This window comes from Rouxiella sp. T17 (genome assembly GCF_036663475.1).
In the GTDB taxonomy this organism is placed as follows: Bacteria; Pseudomonadota; Gammaproteobacteria; order Enterobacterales; family Enterobacteriaceae; genus Rouxiella.
The window spans coordinates 294,415-320,250 of record NZ_JAWUEA010000040.1 but is presented as its reverse complement, the minus strand read 5'-3'; the positions used below and the strand labels follow the sequence as shown (position 1 = coordinate 320,250).

At 50.4% G+C, this 25,836-nt stretch carries 19 protein-coding genes and 2 pseudogenes; 11 read left to right on the top strand and 10 right to left on the bottom strand.

Translation table 11 applies throughout. From position 1 onward, the window contains the following. Positions 1-767: 767 nt before the first annotated feature. Positions 768-2,180 (top strand): pyruvate kinase PykF, encoded by a 1,413-nt coding sequence (gene pykF / locus SC206_RS19285; protein WP_332739829.1) that lies wholly within the window; start codon positions 768-770, stop codon positions 2,178-2,180. Between the two features lie 293 nt (positions 2,181-2,473). Continuing rightward, the gene (locus SC206_RS19280) at positions 2,474-2,710 is read left to right on the top strand and encodes a major outer membrane lipoprotein (RefSeq protein ID WP_009635919.1); all 237 of its coding nucleotides are present in this window, start codon (positions 2,474-2,476) and stop codon (positions 2,708-2,710) included. Between the two features lie 250 nt (positions 2,711-2,960). Here the strand turns inward: SC206_RS19280 and SC206_RS19275 are convergent, their stop codons facing one another. From SC206_RS19275 to sufA, 7 genes are all read right to left on the bottom strand, one after another. Further along, on the bottom strand, positions 2,961-3,929 hold the full coding sequence (locus SC206_RS19275; protein WP_332739825.1) for a L,D-transpeptidase family protein: 969 nt from the start codon (positions 3,927-3,929) through the stop codon (positions 2,961-2,963). 332 nt (positions 3,930-4,261) lie between these two features. Next, positions 4,262-4,678 (bottom strand): cysteine desulfuration protein SufE, encoded by a 417-nt coding sequence (sufE, locus tag SC206_RS19270; protein ID WP_332739823.1) that lies wholly within the window; start codon positions 4,676-4,678, stop codon positions 4,262-4,264. 53 nt (positions 4,679-4,731) lie between these two features. Further along, positions 4,732-5,952 (bottom strand): cysteine desulfurase SufS, encoded by a 1,221-nt coding sequence (gene sufS, locus SC206_RS19265; protein ID WP_332739821.1) that lies wholly within the window; start codon positions 5,950-5,952, stop codon positions 4,732-4,734. Beyond that, positions 5,952-7,253: a Fe-S cluster assembly protein SufD gene (gene sufD, locus SC206_RS19260; RefSeq protein ID WP_332739819.1), complete on the bottom strand. Its 1,302-nt coding sequence runs from the start codon at positions 7,251-7,253 to the stop codon at positions 5,952-5,954. The genes sufS and sufD overlap by 1 nt, the downstream gene beginning before the upstream one ends. Then, entirely contained in the window at positions 7,228-7,974 is a 747-nt protein-coding gene (gene sufC / locus SC206_RS19255; RefSeq protein WP_332739817.1) for a Fe-S cluster assembly ATPase SufC, read from the bottom strand. Before sufC ends, sufD begins: the two co-directional genes overlap by 26 nt. Before the next feature lie 122 nt (positions 7,975-8,096). Beyond that, on the bottom strand, positions 8,097-9,617 hold the full coding sequence (gene sufB, locus SC206_RS19250; RefSeq protein WP_332739815.1) for a Fe-S cluster assembly protein SufB: 1,521 nt from the start codon (positions 9,615-9,617) through the stop codon (positions 8,097-8,099). A gap of 30 nt (positions 9,618-9,647) precedes the next feature. Continuing rightward, complete coding sequence (gene sufA / locus SC206_RS19245; RefSeq protein WP_332739814.1) at positions 9,648-10,019, bottom strand: Fe-S cluster assembly scaffold SufA; 372 nt, start codon at positions 10,017-10,019, stop codon at positions 9,648-9,650. Positions 10,020-10,532: 513 nt separating this feature from the next. On the opposite strand from sufA, the gene SC206_RS19240 reads away from it, so the two are divergent. Continuing rightward, the gene (locus SC206_RS19240; RefSeq protein WP_332739813.1) at positions 10,533-10,937 is read left to right on the top strand and encodes a hypothetical protein; all 405 of its coding nucleotides are present in this window, start codon (positions 10,533-10,535) and stop codon (positions 10,935-10,937) included. A 215-nt stretch (positions 10,938-11,152) separates the two neighbouring features. On the opposite strand, the gene SC206_RS19235 is transcribed toward SC206_RS19240, so the two are convergent. Continuing rightward, the gene (locus SC206_RS19235; RefSeq protein WP_332739857.1) at positions 11,153-11,512 is read right to left on the bottom strand and encodes a hotdog fold thioesterase; all 360 of its coding nucleotides are present in this window, start codon (positions 11,510-11,512) and stop codon (positions 11,153-11,155) included. An 82-nt stretch (positions 11,513-11,594) separates the two neighbouring features. Further along, positions 11,595-14,648, bottom strand: a complete 3,054-nt coding sequence (gene ydiJ / locus SC206_RS19230; RefSeq protein ID WP_332739811.1) for a D-2-hydroxyglutarate dehydrogenase YdiJ — start codon at positions 14,646-14,648, stop codon at positions 11,595-11,597. Between the two features lie 209 nt (positions 14,649-14,857). Here ydiJ and ydiK point away from each other — a divergent pair, with 209 nt between their 5' ends. Beyond that, on the top strand, positions 14,858-15,955 hold the full coding sequence (ydiK, locus tag SC206_RS19225; protein WP_332739809.1) for an AI-2E family transporter YdiK: 1,098 nt from the start codon (positions 14,858-14,860) through the stop codon (positions 15,953-15,955). A 627-nt stretch (positions 15,956-16,582) separates the two neighbouring features. Here the strand turns inward: ydiK and ppsA are convergent. Beyond that, on the bottom strand, positions 16,583-18,979 hold the full coding sequence (ppsA, locus tag SC206_RS19220; protein WP_332739807.1) for a phosphoenolpyruvate synthase: 2,397 nt from the start codon (positions 18,977-18,979) through the stop codon (positions 16,583-16,585). Positions 18,980-19,479: 500 nt separating this feature from the next. Here ppsA and ppsR point away from each other — a divergent pair, with 500 nt between their 5' ends. The 7 genes and pseudogenes from ppsR to SC206_RS19190 all read left to right on the top strand — a co-directional run bounded on the left by ppsR (position 19,480) and on the right by SC206_RS19190 (position 25,752). Continuing rightward, positions 19,480-20,301, top strand: coding sequence for a posphoenolpyruvate synthetase regulatory kinase/phosphorylase PpsR (ppsR, locus tag SC206_RS19215; RefSeq protein ID WP_332739805.1), 822 nt, complete (start codon positions 19,480-19,482; stop codon positions 20,299-20,301). 221 nt (positions 20,302-20,522) lie between these two features. Beyond that, on the top strand, positions 20,523-21,587 hold the full coding sequence (locus SC206_RS19210; RefSeq protein ID WP_332739803.1) for a 3-deoxy-7-phosphoheptulonate synthase: 1,065 nt from the start codon (positions 20,523-20,525) through the stop codon (positions 21,585-21,587). A 398-nt stretch (positions 21,588-21,985) separates the two neighbouring features. After that, a pseudogene (locus tag SC206_RS22115) lies at positions 21,986-22,514 on the top strand (ChuX/HutX family heme-like substrate-binding protein); the annotation flags it as partial. Between the two features lie 80 nt (positions 22,515-22,594). Beyond that, positions 22,595-23,113: pseudogene (locus SC206_RS22110) on the top strand (ChuX/HutX family heme-like substrate-binding protein); the annotation flags it as partial. 44 nt (positions 23,114-23,157) lie between these two features. Further along, positions 23,158-23,940, top strand: coding sequence for a heme/hemin ABC transporter substrate-binding protein (locus SC206_RS19200; RefSeq protein WP_442976142.1), 783 nt, complete (start codon positions 23,158-23,160; stop codon positions 23,938-23,940). Next, positions 23,937-24,965 (top strand): FecCD family ABC transporter permease, encoded by a 1,029-nt coding sequence (locus tag SC206_RS19195; protein ID WP_332739797.1) that lies wholly within the window; start codon positions 23,937-23,939, stop codon positions 24,963-24,965. Before SC206_RS19200 ends, SC206_RS19195 begins: the two co-directional genes overlap by 4 nt. Continuing rightward, positions 24,958-25,752, top strand: a complete 795-nt coding sequence (locus SC206_RS19190) for a heme ABC transporter ATP-binding protein (RefSeq protein ID WP_332739795.1) — start codon at positions 24,958-24,960, stop codon at positions 25,750-25,752. Before SC206_RS19195 ends, SC206_RS19190 begins: the two co-directional genes overlap by 8 nt. Positions 25,753-25,836: the final 84 nt, after the last annotated feature.

The following is a 25,836-nucleotide window of genomic DNA, read 5'->3' as shown; positions in this document are numbered from 1 at the left end:
CGTCCGTAGCTCAGTTGGTTAGAGCACCACCTTGACATGGTGGGGGTCGGTGGTTCGAGTCCACTCGGACGCACCAATGCAAATCCTGAAATAACCTTCCCTGCTCTATCCCAAACATCCCCAGCGCAATTTTTACTTTGCCAATTTTTACTTTGCCAATTGTTACTTTGCCAATTGTTACTTTGCCGATGATTACTTTGCCGATCGCTAAATCCTGCACGCGCAAAAGCTCTCTTTTTTTGATCTCTCTTCTCCCCTTTTGTTTCCGTTAATCGCGTCATGTTTCCTGATGTTAATGCCTTTACACTGCGTAGATTAAAACCATAAACAGCATGTTAGCCCGTTTTGACCACTTCTTCGCCTTTGCGCAACAAACACGCAGTTGATTGTGCCGTCTTGCGCATCACCCCATTTTTTATTTGGTTTCCCCTTGTCATAACCTCTATACTAGCGACAACGAAAACTGGCACAGCTTCTTAGATTGAATGGATTCAACCCCTTGATCTATCGATATCGTCATATAACAAGCGTCTTCATCCCCGAAGCGATTAAAACTCGTTCAGACCACGGCGTGCCCGTCGAACTTTACACTGCATTTCTCCCGTACTCGCCTACCCTTAATGATGCTTTGCATACTATTAATCGTGTTTTATTAAAACTGAATCGTTTCGTAAACCAGTTCGGAAAATCATTCAGCGCGGACGGTGAACGTCTTGCCGCCCTGCGCACTCTTATCCTATCCATCACAACTTGTAGAAAAAATCGTCATGAAAAAGACTAAAATTGTTTGTACTATCGGACCAAAAACCGAATCCGAAGAGATGCTGACCAAACTGCTTGATGCCGGCATGAACGTTATGCGTCTGAACTTTTCTCACGGTGATTATCAAGAGCACGGCCAGCGCATCACCAACATCCGCAACGTAATGGCTAAAACTGGCAAGAAAGCCGGCATCCTGTTAGATACCAAAGGTCCTGAAATCCGCACCATTAAACTGGAAGGCGGCAAAGACGCTTCACTGGTTGCGGGCCAGACTTTCGTATTCACTACCGATCAGAGCGTTATCGGCAACAGCGAACGCGTTGCTGTGACCTATGCCGGTTTCGCTGCCGACCTGAAAGTGGGCAACACCGTATTGGTCGATGATGGCCTGATCGGTATGGAAGTGACTCAGGTCAGCGATACCGAAGTGACCTGTAAAGTGCTGAACAACGGCGACCTTGGCGAAAACAAAGGCGTTAACCTGCCTGGCGTTTCTATCGCCCTGCCTGCCCTGGCCGAAAAAGACAAACGCGACCTGATTTTCGGTTGTGAGCAAGGCGTCGATTTCGTCGCAGCCTCTTTCATTCGCAAACGTTCTGACGTGATCGAAATCCGTGAGCATTTGAAAGCGCACGGCGGCGAGCACATCCAGATCATTTCCAAAATCGAAAACCAGGAAGGCCTGAACAACTTCGACGAAATCCTTGAAGCCTCTGACGGCATCATGGTCGCTCGTGGTGATCTCGGCGTTGAAATCCCGGTAGAAGAAGTTATTTTCGCGCAGAAAATGATGATCGAGAAATGTAACCGTGCACGTAAAGTGGTAATCACGGCGACTCAAATGCTCGACTCGATGATCAAAAACCCGCGTCCTACCCGTGCGGAAGCCGGTGACGTTGCCAACGCCATCATCGACGGCACCGATGCGGTCATGCTCTCTGGCGAAAGCGCCAAGGGTAAATATCCGTTAGAAGCCGTAGGGATTATGGCGACCATCTGCGAACGTACCGACCGCGTAATGCAGAGCCGTATTGATGGTCAGAATGACAGCCGCAAACTGCGTATTACCGAAGCAGTCTGTCGCGGTGCCGTTGAAATGGCCGAAAAACTGGATGCCCCGCTGATCGTGGTTGCGACCAACGGCGGAAAATCTGCTATCGCAGTGCGTAAATATTTCCCTAATGCGATCATCCTCGCATTGACCACCAATGAAGTGACAGCGCGCCAGCTGATCCTCACCAAGGGCGTTATTACCCAACTGGTGAAAGAAATCGCCTCAACTGACGATTTCTATCGCATTGGTAAAGATGCGGCACTCGAAAGTGGTCTTGCTCAGAAGGGCGATAAAGTGGTTATGGTTTCAGGTGCTTTGGTCCCAAGTGGCACGACAAACACCTCATCTGTTCATACGTTATAACTGTTGATGTGTTAACCATTCAAAAAACGTCGCCTCGTGCGGCGTTTTTTTTTGCCTATTTTCAGAAATTTTAAGAAAAGGTTGTCAAATACGATGTTCTGAAAATGGGACAAGTCTCATGGAATCAGTCTGTTTTAGATAACGTTTTTCAACTTTTATGTAAAAAAAGATGCTTCTTTGAGCGAATGAACAAAATAAAGCATTTGCCTGTAAAAATTTATTCTCATTAGAAAAAGGTTTGTGTAATACTTGTATCGCTACATGGAGATTAACTTAATCTAGAGGGTTTTATAATGAATCGCACTAAACTGGTACTGGGCGCAGTAATCCTGGGTTCTACTCTGCTGGCTGGTTGTTCAAGCAATGCTAAAATCGACCAACTGTCTTCTGACGTTTCAACTCTGAACTCTAAAGTTGATCAACTGTCCAACGACGTTGCAGCTGTTAAAGCTGACACTCAGGCAGCTAAAGACGACGCAGCACGTGCTAACCAACGTCTTGACAACCAAGCTCACGCTTACAAGAAGTAATATTTACTTCTCATAGCTAAATGGCGCACATTGTGCGCCATTTTTTTTGCTCGCGTTTCTCTATCCTTTCCCAGCTCTTTGCTTTAAACCTCCTCAAAAAGCGCCTGCTCAATTTTTATTTAAATCCCTCCCTGTACAAGACTTTCAAATAAAAACGCCGCCAAAGCGTTCTGGCGGCGTTTTAAAGCATTTAATAAAGGGCTAATGCGCTGAAGCTTAATGGCTACACCAAACTGTTGTCAAAAATGGCTTACAGCGTTTCTGCCTGCGGCGCAGTATTGGGCTTCTCGTTGCCCTTATTAACCAACACCGGCATGCCTGAGCGACGTTCAATCGCGCTCTTCAACATCTGCGCATTGGTCTCATCGCTGGCTTTAAATTTCTTCAAAGCCGCGCTGAGTGCAAGAGGCATGGTCTGCGGGTCATCTTTTTCAGTGCGCGACAACGGCTGGTGAACCTCAACGTAGCGTTTACCGTCCGGCTCAACGTCAAATTTGATCGGTTGGTTAATCACCTGTACACGCGTTCCTTTTGGCACGCTGTTAAACAGCGCTTCAATATCATCTGGGCGAAGACGGATACAGCCCGAACTCACGCGCATACCAATCCCAAAGTTGGCATTGGTGCCATGAATCAGATAATGGCCCTGCCCCGCCGCCAATCGCATGGCAAACAGCCCCATTGGATTTTCTGGCCCTGCCGGAACCACGCCTGGCAAGGTGATGCCCTGCTCTTTCAAATAAATTTTGCGAATATTTGGCGTGGGCGTCCAGGTCGGGTTCGGGATTTTCTGGCTAATCGAGGTCACCATTTCCGGCGTGTTGCGTCCGAGCTGGCCAATGCCAATCGGATAAACGATGACCTTGTTTTCGCCCTTCGGATAGTAATAAAGGCGAAGTTCGGCAAGGTTAATAACAATGCCTTCACGCTTGGTGTCAGGCAGCAGCATCTGGCTCGGAATAGTTAACACCGTGCCCGCTTTCGGCAGCAGCGGATCAACGCCCGGATTGGCCTCCAGCATGGCAATCAGCCCGATTTGATACTTGGCGGCGATATCTTCCAACGGTTTGCCATCGTTAGGCACCACGTAAGGCGTATTCTCGCCAATAAGGCGGCTATTTTCAGCGGGTAAAGGATATTCGGCGGCGCGCGAGGCCGTTATTCCGCCGGTAAACAGCGTGGCAACGAGCATTCCCAGTAAAGGTAAAGTGAGTTTCATGCAGATTCCTACTCATCAAGTTAATAACCCATGTTTTCTTGGCAAGGGTCGTCTATCTGATGAATTAATACTAGCAGTGCAACTCCTAAAGAGGCTTTAAATACCAGAAATCAATAAGTTAGAAAATTGATTGCGTAGCGCACGTTCAGGGTTCACTCAGGGAATAAGATAATGAAAAATCAGAAATAAATCAGGTTGGCGGGGTTGTAAATCAAAAATTAGCCCGACTCATTAGCAGATTATTCCTAACGAATCGGGCTTGGTATTAAAAGCCATTAAAGGCTGTTTAATGTTAATTAAGGCTGTTCAAAACAAACATGGCCCACTCGGGGTTAAGCCATGATTGTCGCTTTGGCGCGGATCGCACGGATCATCGCCTCAAGACCTTGAGAACGTGACGGCGTCAGATGCTGGCTAAGTTCAAGTTCAGCAAAGAAAGGTCGCACATCAAGCGCGATCACTTCTTCTGCGGTCAAGCCGTGGTAGAGGCTGAAGACCACGGCCAGCAACCCTTTGACGATCGCGGCATCGCTGTCGCCCAGAAACGCCAGTTGGCCGTTTTCAGCCTTGTTCATCACAATCCAAACCTGACTTTGACAGCCGGAGATCAGATTCTGCTCCTGACGATTCTCATCACTGAGCGGGTCTAACTGCCCACCCAGCTCGATCACGTACAGATACTTTTCTTCCCAGTTCGGGCACCGGGAAAAGTTTCTGACTAATTTCTGTTTATCTGGCAAATTTGCCATAAAAAACCATCCTGACTAATGTGGCGTCTGTTCTTTTACGCGTTTTAACGGCGTTAACCCAGCAACAGGCTAATACGTTTTAATCCTGCCACCAGACGGTCAACTTCTTCACGCGTATTGTACATCGCCAACGACGCACGACACATCGCCGGCACGCCAAAGAATGACATCAGCGGCATGGCGCAGTGGTGACCGGTACGAATCGCAATGCCGTATTGGTCGAGGAAACTGCCCACGTCATAGGCGTGATGCTTGCCCAGATTAAAGGCAATCACGCCGGAGCGGCTTGCGGGTCCATAAATGTGCAGATCCGGAATATCAGCCATTTGCTCGAGCGCGTAGCTCATCAGCTGCTGCTCATAGTCGTGAATAGCGTCGAGACCCAGCTCGTTAACATAATCAAACGCCGCGCCCAGACCAATCATGCCGCCAGTATTGGGAGAACCGGCCTCAAAACGCCACGGCGCTTTCACATACGTGGTGCCTTCGGTCAGGCTGACGTGCTTGATCATTGAGCCGCCACCTTCCCACGGTGGCATTTCGTCGAGCAGTGCCGCTTTGCCGTAAAGAATGCCGATGCCCGTTGGACCATAAAGTTTGTGGCCGGAGAATACGTAGAAATCGCAATCCAGCGCCTGCACGTCAACTTTATGATGCATCACCGCCTGCGCGCCATCCACCAGCACGTAAAGTCCGGCGGCCTTGGCCTGCGGAACAATCGTCTCGATAGGATTGCGGGTGCCGAGCACGTTGGAAACGTGAGTCAGCGCCAGCAGTTTGGTTTGTGGCGTCAGCAAAGAGTCGAACTGGCTCATGTCCAGCTCGCCTTGCGGCGTTAAATGCCAAACGTCGATGTGCAGCCCGCGCTCTTCGGCGATCATCTGCCACGGAACGATATTGGCGTGATGCTCCATCTCGGTAATGATGATGCGATCGCCCTTGACCAGCTTGGTGCGGCCAAAAGTATTGGCAACCAGATTGATGGCTTCGGTCGTCCCTTTAACAAAGACGATTTCTTCGGCAGAAGCCGCATTGATAAATGCGGCAGCCTGCTTGCGTACGTTTTCCATCTGCTCGGTAGCTTCAACGCTGAGAGTATGAATTCCACGGTGCACGGCGGCATAGTCGTGCTGATAGAATTCGCTCTCGCGCTCAATCACCTGACGCGGCTTTTGCGCACTGGCGGCGCTATCAAGGTAAGCCAATGGCTTACCGTTGACTTCGCGACTCAGCAGAGGGAAATCATTACGCACTCTTTCCAGTGGAAAACTCATTACTCACCTCGGTTCAGTCGGCCTGCAATTCGTGCAATCACAACTTCACGCAGCGTTTCGTTTTCGATAGCTTCGGTCAGCTCGGCCGCGAAAGCGAAAATGATCATGTTACGTGCATCAAGCCCGCTAATGCCGCGCGCGCGGAGATAGAACAGCTGCTCGTCATCCATGCGACCGATCGTTGCGCCGTGACCACATTTCACATCATCGGCGAAAATGACCAGCTGCGGTTTGGTATCGACTTCGGCTTTCGGACTCAGCAACAGGTTGTTGTTGGTCATCTTGCCGTCGGTTTTCAGCGCGTGTTTAGCCACCTGAATCATGCCGTTGAACACGGCTTTCGCCTTGTCGTTAACGATCACTTTATGCAGCTGCTGGCTGTTACAGTAACCTTTGTTGTGCTCGAGATAGGTGCGAGTATCCGCAATTTCACTGTCGATCGGCAGTAACAGGCTATTGATGTTCAGTTCGCTGCCTTCGCCGTTAAGCTGAGCGCTGGTGTTATGACGCGTCAAACCAGCACCCAGCAAGAAGCTGTGGCTGGCAACACGGGCATCACGACCGATAACCAAATCGTTATGCGCAAAGTGATAGCTTGCCTGACTTTCGAACGAAAGCTTGTAATGCGTGAAATCGGCATTGTCACCAATATCGACCGTCAAACGCGAACCCGTAAAATGGCCTGCATCGTCAAGGCTGACATAATGCTCAATAACTTCCGCATTCGCACCGCGCTCAACCGCCAAATGATAACGATGATGAACGGTGTTCAACTCGCGAGACTGCGCACGTCCGCTGCTAATGTGCAGCAGATACAACGACTTATCAGCCTGTTTGTTGGCAGCTAAACGAATTTTCAAACCATCCTGCGCCAGACTTTCGGTCAGATGCAGGAACACTTCCGATTGAATAGCCTCTGGAAGCGTCTGCTGACTCGCAGGCGTCAGTTTTTCAATTTCGAAAGCACCCGTGTCAGTGTCGCTGAGATCCGCGTCAAAACGGCCATCAACAAATACCAGACGGTAAGTGTCGAGCGGCAGACTCAGGGATTGCACCGTCTCACTTGAGACAGTCTGCTTTTCGGGGGCAAAAAACTGATTGCCCAGCAGCGGCGCGACCGGAGTATATTTCCAGTTTTCCAGCTTGGCATGCGGGAAACCAAGGCGCAGAACCTGCTGCCAATGATTGTGCGCATGAGAAGACTGTTCGCCACCTACGCTTTCGAACAGACGGTAGAATTGTTGCATTGCATGCGAACTACCGGCTGCAGGGGCATTACTCTTCGTCGGTAAGCCAGCCATAACCCTGCTCCTCTAACTGTTTAACCAAGCTGAAATCACCGGATTTTACAATGCGGCCCTGCCAAAGAACGTGCACGTAGTCAGGCTTGATATAGTCGAGGATACGCTGGTAGTGGGTCACAATAATAAATGAACGTTTACCGTCACGCAGGGCGTTAACGCCGCTGGAAACAGTTTTCAACGCATCGATATCCAGACCGGAGTCAGTTTCATCCAGAATGCACAGGCTTGGCTCAAGAGCCGCCATCTGCAGGATATCGTTACGTTTTTTCTCGCCACCGGAGAAGCCTACGTTGACCGAACGGCTCAACAGGTCTTCTGGCATCTTCAGCATCGCGATTTTTTCGTCCATAAAATCGGCGAAATCAAAGCGATCCATTGGCGGCTGTTCGCGATATTTGCGTACTGCGTTTACCGCAGTCTGCAGGAAGAAGTGGTTGGAGACGCCAGGAATTTCAACCGGGTATTGAAACGCCATGAAAACGCCTTCGCCCGCGCGCTCTTCTGGATCGAGCTCGAGCAGGTCTTTACCATTAAACTCGACAGTGCCGTCAGTCACTTCGTAATCTTCACGGCCCGCAAGGGTAGCGGAAAGCGTACTTTTACCTGAGCCATTCGGGCCCATGATAGCGTGCACTTCCCCAGGCTTGATCTCGAGATCGAGCCCTTTCAGAATTTCCTTTTCTTCTACACGGACCTTTAAATTCTTGATGCTTAACATGTGTATCCTTGATTGTGCGTCTGTGCGCTCGTAAATCTGTTGTTCTTCAAGTTAGGTGTCTTTTCAACTTTCACGTTATCGGCGTTGCAACGAATTCAGTCGCCGCGCCGACAGCCAGGAAGTTAGCCCACACTGTGTTCAAGACTGATTGCCAGAAGCTTCTGCGCTTCGACGGCAAATTCCAGTGGCAGCTCGGAGAAGACGTCTTTACAGAAACCGTTAACGATCATCGAGATAGCATCATCTTCACTGATCCCGCGCTGCAGGCAGTAGAACAGCTGATCTTCACCGATTTTCGACGTTGTCGCTTCGTGCTCCAACTGGGCGCTGTTGTTACGCACTTCGATATACGGGAACGTATGCGCGCCACACTCTGCGCCAATCAGCATCGAGTCACACTGCGTGAAGTTACGCGCGTTTTCGGCTGAAGGTAAAATTTTCACCAGGCCGCGATAGGTATTTTCGCTTTTACCTGCCGAGATACCCTTGGCGATAATGGTCGACTTGGTATTTTTACCAATGTGGATCATTTTGGTGCCGGTATCAGCCTGCTGTTTGCCGCTAGTCAGCGCAACAGAGAAGAATTCACCGATTGAGTTATCGCCTTTCAGGATAACGCTCGGGTATTTCCAAGTGATAGCGGAGCCGGTTTCGGACTGCGTCCACGACATTTTCGAACCGGAACCTTCGCAAATGGCGCGCTTAGTAACGAAGTTCAAGATACCGCCGCTGCTCTCTTCGCTGCCCGAGAACCAGTTCTGGACGGTAGAGTATTTCACTTCGGCATCTTTGTGGATGATGACTTCAACCACGGCCGCGTGCAGCTGGTAGGTATCACGAACGGGCGCTGAACAGCCTTCTATGTAGCTGACGTAGCTGCCTTCATCGGCGATCAGAATCGTGCGTTCGAACTGGCCGGTTTTCGCTGCGTTGATACGAAAATAGGTCGACAGTTCCATTGGGCAACGAACGCCTTTCGGGATGTAAACGAAAGTACCGTCTGAAGCCACAGCGGCGTTAAGCGCGGCGAAGAAGTTGTCTTCGGCAGGCACCACGGTGCCCAGATACTGTTTAACCAGCTCTGGATAGTCGTGGATAGCTTCGCCGAACGAACAGAAAATCACGCCGGACTCGGCCAGTTTCTCACGGTAGGTTGTGGAAACGGAGACGGAGTCGAAAATCGCGTCAACGGCGACTTCTTTACCTTCGCGCGTAGGAACGCCCAGCTGCTCAAAGGCTTTTTCAACTTCGCTGGTCAGGTAATTTTTGTCGAGCGCAGGCATGGCCAGCGAATCGGCAGTAGACTGCTGAGTCGCACCAGGTTGGGAACCGCAGGCATCGTCACAGCTGCCGCAAGAAGGTGCGGAATAGTAGCTATAGTCCTGATAGTCAAGCGGTTTATACTCGCCTTTCAGCCAATGCGGTTCGTCCATTTTGAGCCAAGCATGGTAGGCCTGCAGACGGAACTCCAGCATCCACTCCGGCTCATTACGCTTCGCGGAAATGGCACGCACGACATCTTCGTTGATGCCGGATGCGAGTTCATCGGTTGCCAGCGCGGTGAAAAATCCTTCCTTGTATTTATTTCCATCGCCGACCCAAGACTGCACGTTGTCTGGAATTTCTACGTTGCTTCGTGACATGTTGGTTACATCGCTTCGATTACATTAGAATTACAGGCCAAAGCTTTCCCCACACCCGCAGGCGTGTTGAGCTTTTGGATTATTGAACTTAAAGATCTGGTTCAGCCCTTCGCGGACAAAATCCACCTCAGTTCCATCGATGAAAGGCATGGCTTTCAACGGAATAAAAAGCTGTGCGCCCTGATGTTCAAACACCAGATCGTCGCTTGCTGGCTGCTTAGTCAAATCAAGCACATAGGCAAAACCCGCACAGCCTGACTGTTTGACGGAAAGCTGCAGACCTTTGACCTCAGGATCCTGAGTGATCAGGTTCTTGACCTGAGCTGCGGCTGAATCGGTCAGCGTCACGCCTTGCCAAACGTTATCATCAAGTGAAAACGTGCCGACATTTTCGGTTTGCATCTGTTTACCTCGTAACTTACGGGTGATAATTATTTACGGGCGATGGCTAATTACTGGCCATTGATAAATCTACCGGCCATTAATAGACAACCCTTTGGTCTCTATTTTAGTGATTACACTAATCACTTCAACCTCTTGTTTTAAGAGGGTATAGCAATGACGGATCGCAATGTAGCCTGAACGCGTCCGTCGATGAGCCGTCGCCATTTTAAGGCATTCTGACAACACCTCATCAACTAATTGAATAAATTGTCAATTTTTTGTTAAAAAGCGAAACATTCAAGGCTAATCTGCCGTTGACGATCCCCTCTTTTTACTACGATAGAACATCCATCGGAAATACCTATTTATGCGTTTCCTGAAACCTCAAAACAAATAAGGCTCTTTTTGCCTCATGACCCTACAAATAACAGGGACAAAAAAGGTATTCGAAAACGTTGATCCCACGCATTTTTGCCAATATGATTAATTTAATTATGATAATAGTTATCATTCAAATTGGAATGTGCGCTCATGGCTCAATCGGTAAATGCATGGCTTCAGGCTAAAATCGACGAATATAAATTTAACGTTCGCGACGCCACGGTAGACTTTTATTTGGCCGACGCGGCGTTAAAACGCCCTGAAGCGGATATATCGCAGCTCAAAAGCTTTAATAGCCTGTGTCTGGATATGGCGAACATGTGCCTGCAAAACGGCGACGATCACAGTTACCTGCACGCACTGTGCAAACTGCATAACCGCTTGATTCTCGAGATTAATAACCCAAAACGCAGCGAACTATTCCACGTACAAAGCTACCATTTTGCTCGCCATACCTTAAAGCTTATCTGCCACTATTATGCCATGTTAGGCATCTGGGAAAAAGCGACAGCATTTCAAACGGACTTTGTTAAACGCGTTCCCTTTCAACTTTAAGCTTTATATTTACCCTTTCAACGATTAATGACGATAATAAGCTTATTAACCTTGTGGCTATTAGTGGTAAATAACGGGTCGATAATTTAATGTCATTCGTATATTGCGGATAAATAAATCAAAAAGCGAAATCATTAACCGAAAACCTTATAAAGAATAAGGATGAAAGCCCGAAACAGCCTCACCCTTACCTATATTTTAGCACTAAACGCGGATTAAAGGTCGATCACTGCCGTTGTCAGCCGGGATATACAGCACAGCTGCTGATTTTCATCAAATATCTTGATTTCCCAGACCTGATTCCGCCTACCAACGTGCAACGGACGGCAAACGCCCGTCACTTTTCCGCTGTGCGCCGCGCGAAGATGGTTGGCATTAACTTCAATACCTACGATTTGCTGATCGCCACGAGTACAAAGATAACCCGCCATCGAACCCAGCGATTCCGCCAATACCACCGATGCCCCACCGTGCAATAGCTTAAACGGCTGCGTCGTGCGCGCATCTACCGGCATGGTCGCCTCAAGCCGGTCATCGGCCAGCAGGGTAAATTCAATGCCGACGTGCCCGACCATGCAGCCCTGACTGGTTTTATTCAGCTCTTCAAGCGTGGTGTCGCGTTTCCAAAGTGCCACGAGTCTGTCTTCTCCTTGCGGGTTAAATAAGTTCGACCAAGGCCTGAAGCGGATGCCGCAAGCCGTTTCCTTCAATACGTTTTACCTGACTGCGACAGGAGTAACCGGTCGCCAGGCAGCGCTGGCGCGGCAATCGCTGTAATGACTGATGCCACGACAGTTCATAAATGCCGAGCGAGTTCTCAATGTTCTTGGTTTCGTGACCATAAGTTCCGGCCATGCCGCAGCAGCCAACGCTGACGTTTTCCAGTTTGGCGCCAAAGCGGGCAAAGATATCGCCCCACTGCTTGCCGCTGGTCGGAAGCGCGGTGCTTTCGGTACAGTGACCAAACAGATACCACGATTCGCCGCTCTGCTGCATTTCAGGACGATCGGCCAGCAGTTTGATCAGCCACTCGTGCACCAGTTGAACCTGGAACGAGCCGCGCGATTCGCCAAGGATCTCTTTATATTCGTCGCGATAGCAAAGCACCAGGGCCGGATCTACGCCGACCATCGGCATGCCCAACTGGGAGACGCGATTAAGAAACAGCGAGGTTTTTTTCGCGGTTTTTGCAAAGCGTTGCAAGAAGCCTTTCACGTGCTGCGCCTTGCCATTCGGCGAAAACGGCAGCAGCACAGGCTTGAGATCAAACTTTTCCACTAGCCGCACGAAGTCGGCCACTACTTTAGCGTCGTAATAGCTGGTAAACGGATCTTGTACAATTAACACGTACTGCGCGCGTTCGGCAGGCGGAATGCTTTCGAGCTGTTCCAGCGTCATGGTTGCGGCGCTGTGTCCAGAAAGCTGTTCGCGCAGCGTTGGCGTTGAAAGCAAAGGCAAATCAACCATGCCGATACTTTTACGGCTAAGCTCGCGCACCCACGGCTGTTTAAAGAAGAAGTTAAACACTTTTGGCGCGCGTGACATCAGCGGGGTGTAACTCTCCACTTCGGCCACGACGTAATCGCGCACGGGGCGTAGGTAGCGCGTGTGATAAAGCTGCAAGAATCGAGAGCGGAATCCGGGAACGTCGATTTTGATCGGACACTGGGTCGAGCACGCTTTACAGGCCAGACAGCCCGACATTGCCTCTTTCACCTCGTGCGAGAAATCATATTCGCCCTTGCTGGCGTACCAGCTGTTGCGCGTTTTCTCGATTAAGGTTCTAAAACTCATGCTCTGCTGCGGCAACGCCTGTTCGAGCGCCAGCGGTTCTACACCCTGTTCGGAGAGTAATCTCAACCATTCGCGGACCATGCCTGCTCGGCCTTTTGGCGAATGAACGCGGCTGGCGGTAATTTTGAATGAAGGACACATCGGGCTTTTCACGTCATAGTTAAAGCACAATCCGTTGCCGTTACATTCCATCGCCCCACGATAGGCGGTGCGCACCTCAACCGGAATACGACGGTCGAGGGTGCCGCGTTTTGGCGCGTCGACCTTCATCATCGGCTCGTCACAGTCTAGCGGCGAACAGATTTTGCCCGGATTCAGGCGATTATCGGGGTCGAAAGAGGTTTTGATGCGACGCAACTCGTGGAAAAGTTCTTCACCGAAAAACGCCGGACTGTATTCGGCGCGGAAACCTTTGCCATGTTCACCCCAGAGCAACCCGCCATATTTGGCCGTCAACGCCACCACTTCATCGGAAATAGTTTTCAGCAGCATCTCCTGCTGCGGGTCACACATGTCCAACGCCGGACGAACGTGCAGCACGCCGGCATCGACGTGACCAAACATTCCGTAACTCAGATTATGGCTGTCGAGCAAGGCGCGGAATTCAACGATATAATCGGCCAGATGTTCAGGCGGCACGCAGGTATCTTCGGCAAACGGCAGAGGTTTCGCCGCTCCTTTGGCATTACCCAGCAATCCGACCGATTTTTTACGCATATTATAAATACGTTCGATCCCGGCGAGATCGGCGCAGATCTGATAGCCAATCACTCCGCCCTCTTGGTCACGGATCAGGCCATCGAGACGTTCACACAGCGATTCCATACGTTTTTCAACCAGCTGCAAGTCATCACCGGCAAATTCAACGATGTTTAAGCCCTGCATATCTTTGCCTTCAACATCCGTGATGTATTCACTCACTGAATGCCAGACGATATCTTCGCGGGCTAAATTGAGGACTTTCGAGTCTACTGTTTCAACTGACAGCGCTTCGGCTTCAACCATCAGCGGCGCGTTGCGCAGCGCCGAGTTAAAGGAGTCATATTTGATGTTGACCAAACGTCGGACTTTTGGAATAGGCGTGATATTCAGTCGCGCTTCGGTAATAAAGGCTAAGGTGCCTTCGGATCCGGTCAGAATACGGGTCAAATCGAAAGTTTGCAGGTCATCGCTCAACACGTGACGCAAATCATAACCGGTGAGGAAGCGGTTAAGTTTCGGAAACTTGTCGATAACCAGCTGGCGGTTGTCGCGACAGCTTTCTAAAACGGTGCGATAAATCGCGCCTACGGTCGATTTTTCTTCACCGAGCTGTTCGGCCAATAGTGTGGGCATCGCGCGGGTGTCGAGCAGTTCGCCGCCCAGTACGATAGCGCGCAGGCCGAGCACGTGATTAGAGGTTTTCCCGTACACCAGCGAGCCCTGCCCGGAAGCATCGGTGTTGATCATCCCGCCAAGCGTCGCGCGGTTACTGGTAGAAAGTTCGGGCGAGAAGAAATAGCCGAGCGGACGCAAGAAGTCATTTAACTGGTCTTTAATGACGCCAGCTTCAACTTTGACCCAGCCTGCTTCGGTATCAATATCGAGGATGCGATTCATATGACGGGACATATCAACCACGATGCCGCGGTTAAGCGATTGTCCGTTAGTGCCCGTGCCGCCACCGCGAGGGGAAAACACCAGCGTTTTGAATCTTTCCTGTCCGGCCAGTCGGGCGAGCAGCGCGACGTCGGAGGTTGCACGAGGGAACAAAACTGCATCCGGTAACAGCTGATAAACACTGTTGTCGGTTGCCATGGTAAGGCGATCGGCGTAGCTGGTTGCCATATCACCCGTAAACCCGTCTTTCTTTAACGCTTCCAAAAAGTCGAGCACCAGCTGAATGACACCGGGCGCCTGAGAAATTTGTGGGATCATTGATTACGACTCTGTCTTTGTTGTTGTTTGCAGGCCTGTAGGCGGCCGCTGGATCCGTTAAACGTATCCACCCTGTCTAAAGCAATCTAAAAACTAACATACTTCGTTTTCCAGCGCTTCTAAAACACCGCATAATGCTCCATGCTTAACAGGATCGTTTTACGCCCATTTCCGGCCGTGCAGCCCTGCCTTTCAAAACGAGAACTACCATGAATCTCCCTAGTAATAATTATGATTTACCTAAAATCATGTTTGGCGTGCTGTTTATAGCCATGATGACTATCGCCAGTATCTGGGTGGTTAAGCCCTTTATACTGGGCTTTTCATGGGCAGGAATGATTGTTATTGCCACCTGGCCCGTGATGATAAGGATTCAAAATCTGCTGTGGGGAAGACGCAGCCTTGCCGTTATCGTTATGACCTTGCTGCTTATCCTATTGTTTGTCTTACCTATTGCGCTGCTGATTACCAGCGCGGTCGAAAATGGCGCGCCGCTTGCCAAACTTGCCGCTAACCCTTCCCAGCTTCATCTGCCGAACTTTGCCTGGCTGCGCGAAATACCGCTGGTCGGCAGAAAGCTGTATGTCGGTTGGCATACTTTAATCAACAGCGGCGGCAGCGCGCTGATGGCTAAAGTTCAGCCTTACGTTGGGCAAACTGCCGGCTGGTTTGTTTCTCAGGCCGCCAATATCGGACGTTTTATACTTCACTGTTCTTTAATGTTGCTATTTAGCGCCCTACTTTATAGTCGCGGTGAACACGTTGGCATGGGCATCCGTCATTTTGCCATTCGTTTAGCCGGCGGTCGCGGCGACGCGGCGGTTATCCTTGCCGGTCAGGCCATTCGCGCCGTTGCGCTGGGCGTTGTAGTGACCGCGATTGTTCAGTCCGTGCTCGGAGGCATTGGGCTGGCCATTGTCGGCATTCCTTATGCCACTTTATTGACGGTAGTGATGTTTGTTTGCTGTGTGGCTCAGGTTGGCCCGCTTTTGATCCTTATCCCGGCCATTATCTGGCTCTATTGGACCGGCGATAATACTTGGGGCACGGTGCTACTGGTTTGGAGCTGTATAGTCGGTTCTCTTGATAGCGTTCTGCGCCCGATTCTTATTCATATGGGCGCGGACCTGCCTATGCTGCTGGTGCTTTCTGGCGTAATTGGCGGTTTAGTTGCCTTTGGTCTTATCGGATTATTCATTGGTCCCGTCGTGCTTGCGGTTTCCTATCGCCTGATTTCGTTATGGATTAATGAAGCACCCGAGCCGCAGGAAGATCTCGAAGAGGTCAATAAACTGCTCGGCGAATAATTACCGCGTCTCTTGGCCGCCTCGACTCTTATTCAAATTTTGTACTCGAATTTGTTAAGCGTAGGGGCGGTCGTTGCAGTAAATACAATTTCTCTCTTTCTAAGCCCGAACACTCCGACATATTCAGAAACTTTTTTAAAAACGCCATTAATTGGTCTATTAAGATTATTCTTAGAGACTGTGAGCGGCATCGACCCTACTATAATTAACAGTAGGTTTTACAACCCCATGATTTATATGCAAGCTTTGCTCAAACCTGTATCCCAAAGAATTGCTGTGTGTAGTCTTTGCCTGTCATTTATGACGGGCCTTTTTTTTATCCAAATTTTGGTAATTAATACTAAATCTCCTAATTATTTTATTAAAATTAATTGTAGATTTCCAACAACCTATTTCTATTTATTTAATCCAAACGATTTACTTATTCTACTGCCCTGCGTTGGCTTGAGAATAAAAAAGCCGCAAAACAAACACATTTGCGGCTTCATTGTTAAGTCATGATTGTTAAATGTTAAGTCATGATTGTTAAATGTTAAGTCATGATTGTTAAGTAATGCTTTAATCAGTGCTGCGTCAAAAAGAAAAGTCACAGCACTTTAGTGATTAACAGCAGCTATTTTAAGAAAGCTATCTTGTTTCAGTCACAGTTTTATTTTCAGCAAGCGCCAACCAGGTTTGCACCACGGTATCTGGATTAAGCGACAAACTGTCGATGCCCTCTTCCATCAGCCATTGCGCAAAATCCTGATGATCGGAAGGGCCTTGACCACAAATGCCCACGTATTTGCCCTGCGCTTTTGCAGCCTTAATTGCCATTGAAAGCAGCATTTTCACTGCTTCGTTGCGCTCATCGAACAGCTCCGAGACGACGCCTGAGTCGCGGTCAAGCCCCAACGCCAGCTGAGTCATGTCGTTAGAACCAATCGAGAAGCCATCAAAGTGTTCAAGGAACTGTTCGGCCAGTAAAGCGTTTGACGGGATTTCACACATCATGATGACTTTGAGGCCATCTTCACCACGTTTAAGCCCTTGTCTTGCCAATTCCGCCACCACGGCTTCGGCTTGCGCTACCGTGCGTACAAACGGAATCATCACTTCTACGTTGGTTAGGCCCATATCATTACGCACACGCTTCATCGCTTCACATTCCAGCGCAAAGCAGTCACGGAAGTTTTCAGAGACGTAACGCCCAGCCCCACGGAAGCCCAGCATCGGGTTCTCTTCGTGTGGCTCATATTTCTCGCCGCCAACCAGATTGGCATACTCGTTTGATTTGAAATCTGAAAGACGCACAATGACGCGCTTAGGCCAGAAAGCGGCACCCAGCGTGGCGATCCCTTCGGTCAGTCGCGCCACGTAGTATTCAACCGGGGAATCATAGCCCTGAATGATTTTTTTAATCTCAGCCTGTAATTCTGGCTCTTGCTTATCAAATTCCAGCAGCGCTTTCGGGTGAACGCCAATCATGCGGTTGATGATAAATTCAAGCCGCGCCAAACCCACGCCTTCATTTGGCAGGCAGGCAAAATCAAATGCGCGATCGGGATTACCGATGTTCATCATAATCTTGAGTGGCAACTGTGGCAGTTCGTTGACTTCAGAGCTTTGAATGCTGAAGTCCAGTTCATCTTCATACACGTAGCCGGTATCGCCCTCGGCGCAGGAAACCGTCACTTTCTGGTTTTCCGTGAGGCGCTCGGTGGCATCGCCACAGCCTACGACAGCCGGAATACCGAGCTCGCGGGCGATAATCGCCGCGTGACAAGTACGCCCACCGCGATTGGTGACGATAGCCGAGGCTTTCTTCATGATCGGTTCCCAATCAGGGTCGGTCATGTCGGTAACTAATACATCGCCCGCCTTAACGTGGTGCATCTCACTGATATTATGGATTATCTTAACCGGACCCGCGCCAATGCGGTGACCGATGGCGCGCCCTTCGGCCAGCACCTTGCTCTTGCCGTTTAGCTGATAACGCTCCATGACCTGGCCATTTGAACGCACGGTTTCCGGACGAGCCTGCACGATATAGAGTTTGCCGTTATGACCATCTTTCGCCCATTCGATATCCATCGGACGACCGTAATGTTTTTCGATTAATACGGCCTGGCGCGCAAGATCCTGAATTTCCTGATCGGTCAGTGAAAAACGCTGGCTCAGCTCTTCAGGGACATCTTCAATGCGCACCTGCTCGCCGTGCTCCTGACTGTCGGCATAAACCATGCGGATTTTCTTGGAACCCATGGTACGACGCACAATAGACGGCTTATTTTTTTCCAGCGTAGGTTTGTGCACATAAAATTCGTCTGGGTTAACCGCGCCCTGCACCACCATTTCGCCTAAACCATAGGCTGAAGTAATAAACACCACCTGATCGAAGCCTGATTCGGTATCGATGGTAAACATGACCCCCGCCGCCGCGAGATCAGAACGCACCATGCGCTGAACGCCTGCCGAGAGCGCCACGCCACGGTGGTCGTAGCCTTGGTGCACGCGATATGAAATGGCGCGGTCATTGAACAGCGAGGCATAAACATGTTTAACGGCAATTAATACTGCGTCAAAACCCTGCACGTTAAGGAAGGTTTCCTGCTGGCCGGCAAAAGAGGCATCGGGCATATCTTCGGCGGTTGCAGAAGAGCGAACCGCAAAGGAAGCGTCTGGCTCGCCTTCGGAGAGCTGCTGATAGGCGTCACGCAGATCTTTTTCCATTTCAGGCAGGAATGGCGTTTCAACAATCCATTGGCGTATCTGATTACCCGCTTTAGCCAACTCTATCGTGTCGTCAACGTCGGTTTGATCAAGCAGGGCATAAATGCGCTGGTTCACGCCGCTTTGATCAAGAAAGTCATTGAACGCCTGAGAAGAGGTGGCAAAACCGTTTGGCACGGACACGCCAAGGTCGGTCAGGTTTGTGATCATCTCACCTAAAGAGGCATTTTTACCGCCGACTTTATCAACGTCATGCATGCCGAGCTGGTTGTACCAGATAACATTGCGTAAATCAGAGTCAAGATTGGCCATGAAACAATCCTTCAATGTAGGGCGAAAATTAAAGTTGAGTAAGCGTCATCAGACGACTTCATTTAATCAAAAGTTGAAGAGTCATTATGGTGAAAAATAATTATGGTTGAGAACTATTCAACTTTGTCAGCCTAGCATAATGATCCATATCCGAAAGACAGGTGAATCGATCCAGCTAATCGATATTTTACGCTTTAGGATTATTACCCCAGCATTATTTGTGCTGGATCACAAAATTTAAGAAACGTGATGTAAATCAGACGATAGACTTCTACATTTTGGGTATTCAGGCGACTTTACCTGCACTGCTGATGGCTTGCTGAAGTCAGTGTCAACTTCTCGAGGATTGCTGGAAAAAAGTTTGTGCCGTTGCAAACCTTGCAGGATAAATGCGCTACGTCTCGTAAATCTGCACTCAATCTTGAAGAAGCCTTTTTATTCAAAAAAAAGGCGTTAATAATGACGCCATCGTGTGATGCTTAAACAGCTAAGGAAGCAACGTGGATAGATGCGTGTTCTATATTTCTGACGGTACTGCCATCACTGCCGAGGTGCTGGGTCATGCCGTCTTGTCACAGTTTCCGGTTAACGCCACTACCTTTTCGCTACCGTTTGTCGAAAACGAAGGGCGCGCAAAAGCCGTCTGCCAGCAAATCAATGATATCTACGAGAAAACCGGCGTTAGGCCACTCGTCTTTTACTCGATTATTTCGCGGCAGGTGCGCGATATCATTGCCGGTAGCGAAGGTTTTTGTCAGGACATCGTTCAAGCGCTGGTCGCTCCGTTGCAAAATGAGCTGGGCGTTGACCCTTCACCCATTGCCAATCGCACGCACGGCCTGACGGCCAGTAACCTGACAAAATACGATGCGCGTATTGCTGCGATCGATTACACCCTGGCTCACGATGACGGTATTTCGCTGCGAAATATGGAAGAGGCGCAGGTAATTCTGCTCGGCGTGTCGCGCTGCGGTAAAACGCCCACCAGCCTATATCTGGCGCTGCAATTTGGTATCAGGGCCGCCAATTATCCTTTTACCGCCGATGACATGGACAACATCAAGCTGCCGCCCGAGCTGAAACCCCATCACCACAAGCTTTTTGGATTAACTATCGAGCCTGAACGCCTTGCCGCCATTCGTCAGGAAAGAGTCGAGAACAGCCGTTACGCCTCGCTAAGGCAGTGTCGAATGGAGGTGGCAGAAGTTGAAGCGTTGTTCCGCAAGAATCAGATTCGTTATCTGAACAGTACCAATTATTCGGTTGAAGAGATTTCGGCGAAAATTCTCGACAGCTTTGGCATGAGCCGTCGTATGTTCTAATCGCTTTGAAAGATGGATGGCTTTCAGTGAAATAATGACGTCGGTGAAAAGTCATTATCAATGCGAAAACAGGGTTTAGTTGGCCAGTTGTGCTGGAATTCACTGACCTGAGCCATATTATCTGTGGGCGCCTGTTGAATTGATCTGATTTTGGTTTATTGTGAGTTTCATCACTTCCCGGCACTCCTGCCGCTGCGAAGAACAATATTTCAGAGATTCACATGTCACAAACAGATGAACTGCGCACCACCCGTATTGGAAGCCTGATAACGCCAAAGGCTTTGGCAGACAAGCTGCCTGTATCAGCCACGGTTGCTGATAACGTTACCGCCTCGCGTCAGCGTATTGAAAAAATCATTAACGGCGAAGACAAACGTCTTTTGGTGGTAGTAGGCCCGTGCTCCATTCACGATGTTGAGGCGGCGGTTGATTACGCACGTAAACTCAACGTGTTGCGTGAAAAGTATCAAGACAGCCTCGAAATTGTCATGCGCACCTATTTTGAAAAACCGCGCACGGTGGTCGGATGGAAAGGCCTGATTTCCGATCCCGATTTAGACGGCAGTTTTAGAGTGAATCACGGGATTGAATTAGCCCGTAAAGTGTTACTGGCGATAAATGAAATCGGCATGCCAACCGCCACCGAGTTTCTCGACATGGTAATCGGCCAGTATTTTTCCGATTTAATCAGCTGGGGCGCAATCGGCGCGCGGACGACAGAAAGCCAAATCCACCGCGAGATGGCCTCTGCCCTCTCCTGCCCGGTCGGATTTAAAAACGGTACCGACGGCAATACGCAAATTGCTATCGATGCCATTCGCGCGGCGCGAGTAAGCCATATGTTCCTGTCGCCAGACAAAGATGGCCAAATGACGATTTACCGCACCTCCGGAAACCCGTTTGGTCACGTCATCATGCGCGGCGGCAAAACGCCGAACTTTCATGCCGAAGATATTGCCAAAGCCTGCGCCAACCTGGCCGAATTCTCTCTGCCGCAGCGTCTGGTGGTCGACTTTAGCCACGCTAACTGCCAGAAACAGCATCGTCGTCAGTTAACTGTGGCTGAGGATATCTGTCAGCAAATTCGTGAAGGAAGCAACGCCATTGCGGGCATCATGGCCGAAAGCTTCCTGATTGAAGGCACGCAGAAAGTGGTTAGCGGCGAACCGATGGTTTATGGACAGTCGATTACCGATCCGTGCCTTGGATGGGAAGATACCGAAACGCTGCTGGCGATGCTCGATGATGCCGTGGGTAGCCGTCTGCACGCAGCCGCCTCTTTGTAGTTATGTAGATTTAGTTACGTAGATTTAGTTATGTAGACTTGGTTACGTAGACTTGTTTGAAGACTTGGTTTTGTTGACGTAATAGTTAGTTACCGCTTATAGCTGCCTAGGCTTTGAGCGGTGAAACGCCTTGGGTCTGCAATCTTTTCAAATTCAAAGAGTAAATTTTCTGTTTATAAAGAGGCTTCACCGCCTCTTTTAGCATTTCAAGTTGTAACAAACGGACTCGCAGGCCAGCCCTGACGGCCCTCTGTACCTCTCTTAGCCATGAAATAGAACTTGATGTAACGCTTTATTAAATTGATAATGATTATCAAGTTGAGAGTAATTACCATTAACATCAAGATTAGTGTCCCTATTTGTTTTTAGTGTCCCTATTCCTTTGCGAGAAGCCCGCCATGACTTTAGCGACTAATAATGCATCAAGTAATAACGCAGCCAATAATAAAACAGCCCAATCAAAAACAGTCAGTTATGAAAATTATCAGCAAGCTAAAGAACAAAATCCCGGGAAATATGCGCGCGACCTCGCCGTCATCTTAGGCACCAGCGAAGCCGGGCTGACTCAGGCACGCGTGGGGCAGGATGCCGTTCGGCTTGATATTGATGCCCGCACTTTGCTTGCGGCGCTTGAAAATGTGGGGGGCACCAAGTCAATTACCCGTAATGAATTCGCCGTTCATGAGCAGCAGGGAGAATACAAAAATCAGCATCTGAATGGTCATGCGGGATTAGTACTGAATCCACGCGCGCTGGATTTACGCCTGTTCCTTAGCCAGTGGCAGTCGATTTTTGCGCTCACAGAAGCTTCGCCAACAGGTCCTCGTCACAGCTTGCAGTTTTTCGATGCACAGGGAAATGCCGTGCACAAAACCTATGCAACCGATGAAACTGACCTGCCAAAATGGACCGCGCTGGTTGAGCAATATGCCGCAAAATCTGCATTGCCGCTTGTTGTACAGCCCGCTGAAGCCGCTACGACGGTTGAAAGCAATGTGGAAGGATTAGACGCAGAATGGCGTGAAATGACTGACGTACATCAGTTTTTCCAAATCTTGCGCCGTCGACAACTCACCCGCCAACAGGCTTTTCGCGCGGTTAAGCAAGATTTAGCTTATCAGGTTGATAACGACGCGCTGACGCAAATCTTGAATCAGGCCCAGCACGATCAAAATGAAATCATGATTTTCATCAGCAATAAAGGCTGCGTGCAGATTTTCACCGGCAAGATTGAAAAAGTTATGCCTCATGGCGATTGGATCAATGTCTTTAACAGCCGCTTTACGCTGCACGTGGTGGAAACGGCGATTGCCGAAAGCTGGGTAACGCGTAAACCGACCAAAGACGGTTTCGTCACTAGCCTTGAGCTCTTCGCCGCCGACGGTAGCCAAATTGCCCAGCTGTTCGGCCAACGTACCGAAGGTCAGCCGGAGCAAAGCGTGTGGCGCGATCAGATCTCTGCGCTGGGTCAGAAATCCGCTAACAGCCAAAATTCAGCTATCAATCAACAGGTTGTCGACGCATGAAAAAAATCGGCAAACTAGCCCTGACCGGACTGCTGCTGACGGCAATGGTGTCGGCACAGGCCGCTGAGCGGGTGGTCAGTATCGGCGGAGATGTCACCGAAATCGTCTATGCGCTTGGCGCAGGCAATGAACTTGTCGCCCGTGATAGCACCAGCACCCATCCCGATCAGGCAACCAAATTGCCTGATGTTGGCTACATGCGCATGCTCAATGCAGAAGGGATTTTATCGACCAAACCTACGCTGGTGTTGAGTTCCGAGCTGGCGCAGCCTTCGCTGGCGCTGCAACAGGTTGCACAGAGCGACGTCAAAGTCGTGCGCGTGCCGGGTAATCCAACGCTCGATACCGTCGTGCAAAAAATTGAAGTGGTGGCCGCAGCGCTTAACCGTCAGGCGCAGGGCGAAAAGTTGATCAGCGATTATCGCCAGCAGATTGACGCCGTTAAAGGTGCACCGTTGCACGCCAAAGTGCTGTTTATTATGAGCCACGGCGGAATGAGTTCGATGGCGGCCGGACAAAACACGGCGGCCGACTCAATGATAACGTCGGCAGGCGCGCAAAATGCGATGCAGGGATTCAGCCGTTATCGCCCGCTTTCGCAGGAAGGCATCGTGGCCGCCGCGCCCGATTTGCTGCTATTAACCAGCGACGGCGTCAAAACGCTGGGCGGCATCGATAACGTCTGGAAGCTGCCGGGCCTTGCAATGACTCCCGCCGGACGCAACAAACGGGTATTAATTGTTGATGATATGGCGCTGCTGGGCTTCGGACTCGAGACGCCTGCGGTGCTCGCCAAACTGCGTCAGGCGGCGGAACAGGTAGAATGAGCAGCATGAGTACGCCGCACGCGCGGCGTCTTCCTTCTCAAGTCTGGGTGTTACTCGGGCTGATTTCACTGCTGATAATTCTGGCGCTCATCGCCGCCAACAGCGGCGCAATTGCCCTTTCAATCTCTACCCTGCTGCATCAACCTTTTGATCAACAGCTGTGGCAGATTTGGGTCACTATTCGGCTACCACGCGTTTTATTGGCGATGGTGGTGGGCTGCGGGCTGGCGTGCTCCGGCACCGTCATGCAGGGGGTTTTTCGCAATCCGCTTGCCGACCCGGGCCTGCTCGGGATAAGCAGCGGAGCCGCGCTCTTTGTCGCGCTGATCATCGTTTTTCCCCTGCCCTTGTTCGGCGTATTCGCCCTGTACAGCCAGATGATTGGCGCTTTTTGCGGCAGTCTGGCTATCTCATTTATCGTTTTTCTGCTCAGCCGTATGGGGGATAACGGGCTTTCTCGCCTGCTGCTGGCGGGAATTGCCATCAATGCGATTTGCGGCGCGGCGGTTGGCGTGCTGACTTATGTGAGTAATGACAGTCAGTTGCGACAGTTTTCGCTCTGGAGCATGGGCACGCTCGGGCAAGCGCAGTGGTCAACGCTGACCGTCGCCGCCTCCGTGATTATCCCCGCCAGCATCGCCACGCAGTTCTTGGCCCGCAAACTCAATCTGCTGCAATTAGGCGACGAAGACGCGCATTATCTCGGCGTTAACGTACGCCAAACGCAGCGCATTTTGCTGTTACTTTCCGCGCTGCTGGTTGGTGCGTCAGTGGCGGTGTGCGGCATTATTGGCTTTATCGGGCTGGTAATCCCTCACCTGTTGCGGATGCAAATTGGTGCCGATCATCGCTGGTTGCTGCCCGGCTCGGCGCTGGGTGGAGCCTGTCTGCTGTTGCTCGCCGACACGCTGGCACGCACGCTGGTCGCGCCTGCCGAGATGCCGGTTGGCCTGCTCACGGCACTGCTTGGCGGACCCTATTTTCTGTGGCTGATTTTGCGCGCCGGAGGACAACGTCGTGGCTGAATCGGCTGAACGCGGGCATCTTTCGGCCCACAAATTGAGTTATTCGACAGGCAACAAACGGCTGATAAAAGACATTTCGCTTGAGTTGGCAAGTGGCGAACTGGTGGCGTTAATTGGCCCGAACGGCGCAGGAAAATCCACCCTGTTGCGGCTGTTAACGGGTTATCTATCGCCGGAAGCGGGCGATTGTGAACTGCTAGGCAAACCGCTCAACCAGTGGGAGCCGCTGGCGCTGGCACGCACCCGCGCCGTCATGCGTCAAAACAGTGATTTAGCCTTTGGTTACAGCGTACGCGAAGTGATTAGCCTTGGCCGTTCGCCACACAATAACGCCCAGCTACAGCACGCCCTGCAACAGGTCATGCAGCAAACCGACTGTCTGACTCTGGCCGATCGCGACTATCGCCAGCTTTCCGGTGGCGAGCAGCAGCGAGTGCAGCTTGCGCGAGTGTTAATCCAACTCTGGAGCGCTACGCCAACGCCTCGCTGGCTGTTTCTGGATGAGCCCACCTCGGCGTTAGACCTTTATCATCAACAGCATAGCCTGAGATTATTGCATCAGCTGACGCTACAGTCGCCACTGGCGGTCTGCTGCGTGCTGCATGATTTGAATTTAGCCGCGCTGTATGCCGACCGAATTTTGTTGCTGCATGAGGGCGAATTAGTCGCGGCGGGAACGCCGCAAGAGGTGCTGCAAACCGAGATATTACAGCGCTGGTATCGCGCCGATTTAGGGGTTATCCATCACCCCGAAAGCCCGGTACCGCAGATATTTTTACGAAAATAAAAAGCGACGACGATAAAAGCTTCGTAAATAAAAAGCTAAGACGATAAAAAGTTAAGACAATAAAAAAGCGCCCGAAGAGTCAAT

Coding starts and splice junctions, on each gene's coding strand:
- pykF (WP_332739829.1), top strand. CDS start 768: ATGAAAAAGACTAAAATTGTTTGTACTATCGGACCAAAAACCGAATCC.
- SC206_RS19280 (WP_009635919.1), top strand. CDS start 2,474: ATGAATCGCACTAAACTGGTACTGGGCGCAGTAATCCTGGGTTCTACT.
- SC206_RS19275 (WP_332739825.1), bottom strand. CDS start 3,929: ATGAAACTCACTTTACCTTTACTGGGAATGCTCGTTGCCACGCTGTTT.
- sufE (WP_332739823.1), bottom strand. CDS start 4,678: ATGGCAAATTTGCCAGATAAACAGAAATTAGTCAGAAACTTTTCCCGG.
- sufS (WP_332739821.1), bottom strand. CDS start 5,952: ATGAGTTTTCCACTGGAAAGAGTGCGTAATGATTTCCCTCTGCTGAGT.
- sufD (WP_332739819.1), bottom strand. CDS start 7,253: ATGGCTGGCTTACCGACGAAGAGTAATGCCCCTGCAGCCGGTAGTTCG.
- sufC (WP_332739817.1), bottom strand. CDS start 7,974: ATGTTAAGCATCAAGAATTTAAAGGTCCGTGTAGAAGAAAAGGAAATT.
- sufB (WP_332739815.1), bottom strand. CDS start 9,617: ATGTCACGAAGCAACGTAGAAATTCCAGACAACGTGCAGTCTTGGGTC.
- sufA (WP_332739814.1), bottom strand. CDS start 10,019: ATGCAAACCGAAAATGTCGGCACGTTTTCACTTGATGATAACGTTTGG.
- SC206_RS19240 (WP_332739813.1), top strand. CDS start 10,533: ATGGCTCAATCGGTAAATGCATGGCTTCAGGCTAAAATCGACGAATAT.
- SC206_RS19235 (WP_332739857.1), bottom strand. CDS start 11,512: ATGGTCGGGCACGTCGGCATTGAATTTACCCTGCTGGCCGATGACCGG.
- ydiJ (WP_332739811.1), bottom strand. CDS start 14,648: ATGATCCCACAAATTTCTCAGGCGCCCGGTGTCATTCAGCTGGTGCTC.
- ydiK (WP_332739809.1), top strand. CDS start 14,858: ATGAATCTCCCTAGTAATAATTATGATTTACCTAAAATCATGTTTGGC.
- ppsA (WP_332739807.1), bottom strand. CDS start 18,979: ATGGCCAATCTTGACTCTGATTTACGCAATGTTATCTGGTACAACCAG.
- SC206_RS19210 (WP_332739803.1), top strand. CDS start 20,523: ATGTCACAAACAGATGAACTGCGCACCACCCGTATTGGAAGCCTGATA.
- SC206_RS19200 (WP_442976142.1), top strand. CDS start 23,158: ATGGTGTCGGCACAGGCCGCTGAGCGGGTGGTCAGTATCGGCGGAGAT.
- SC206_RS19195 (WP_332739797.1), top strand. CDS start 23,937: ATGAGCAGCATGAGTACGCCGCACGCGCGGCGTCTTCCTTCTCAAGTC.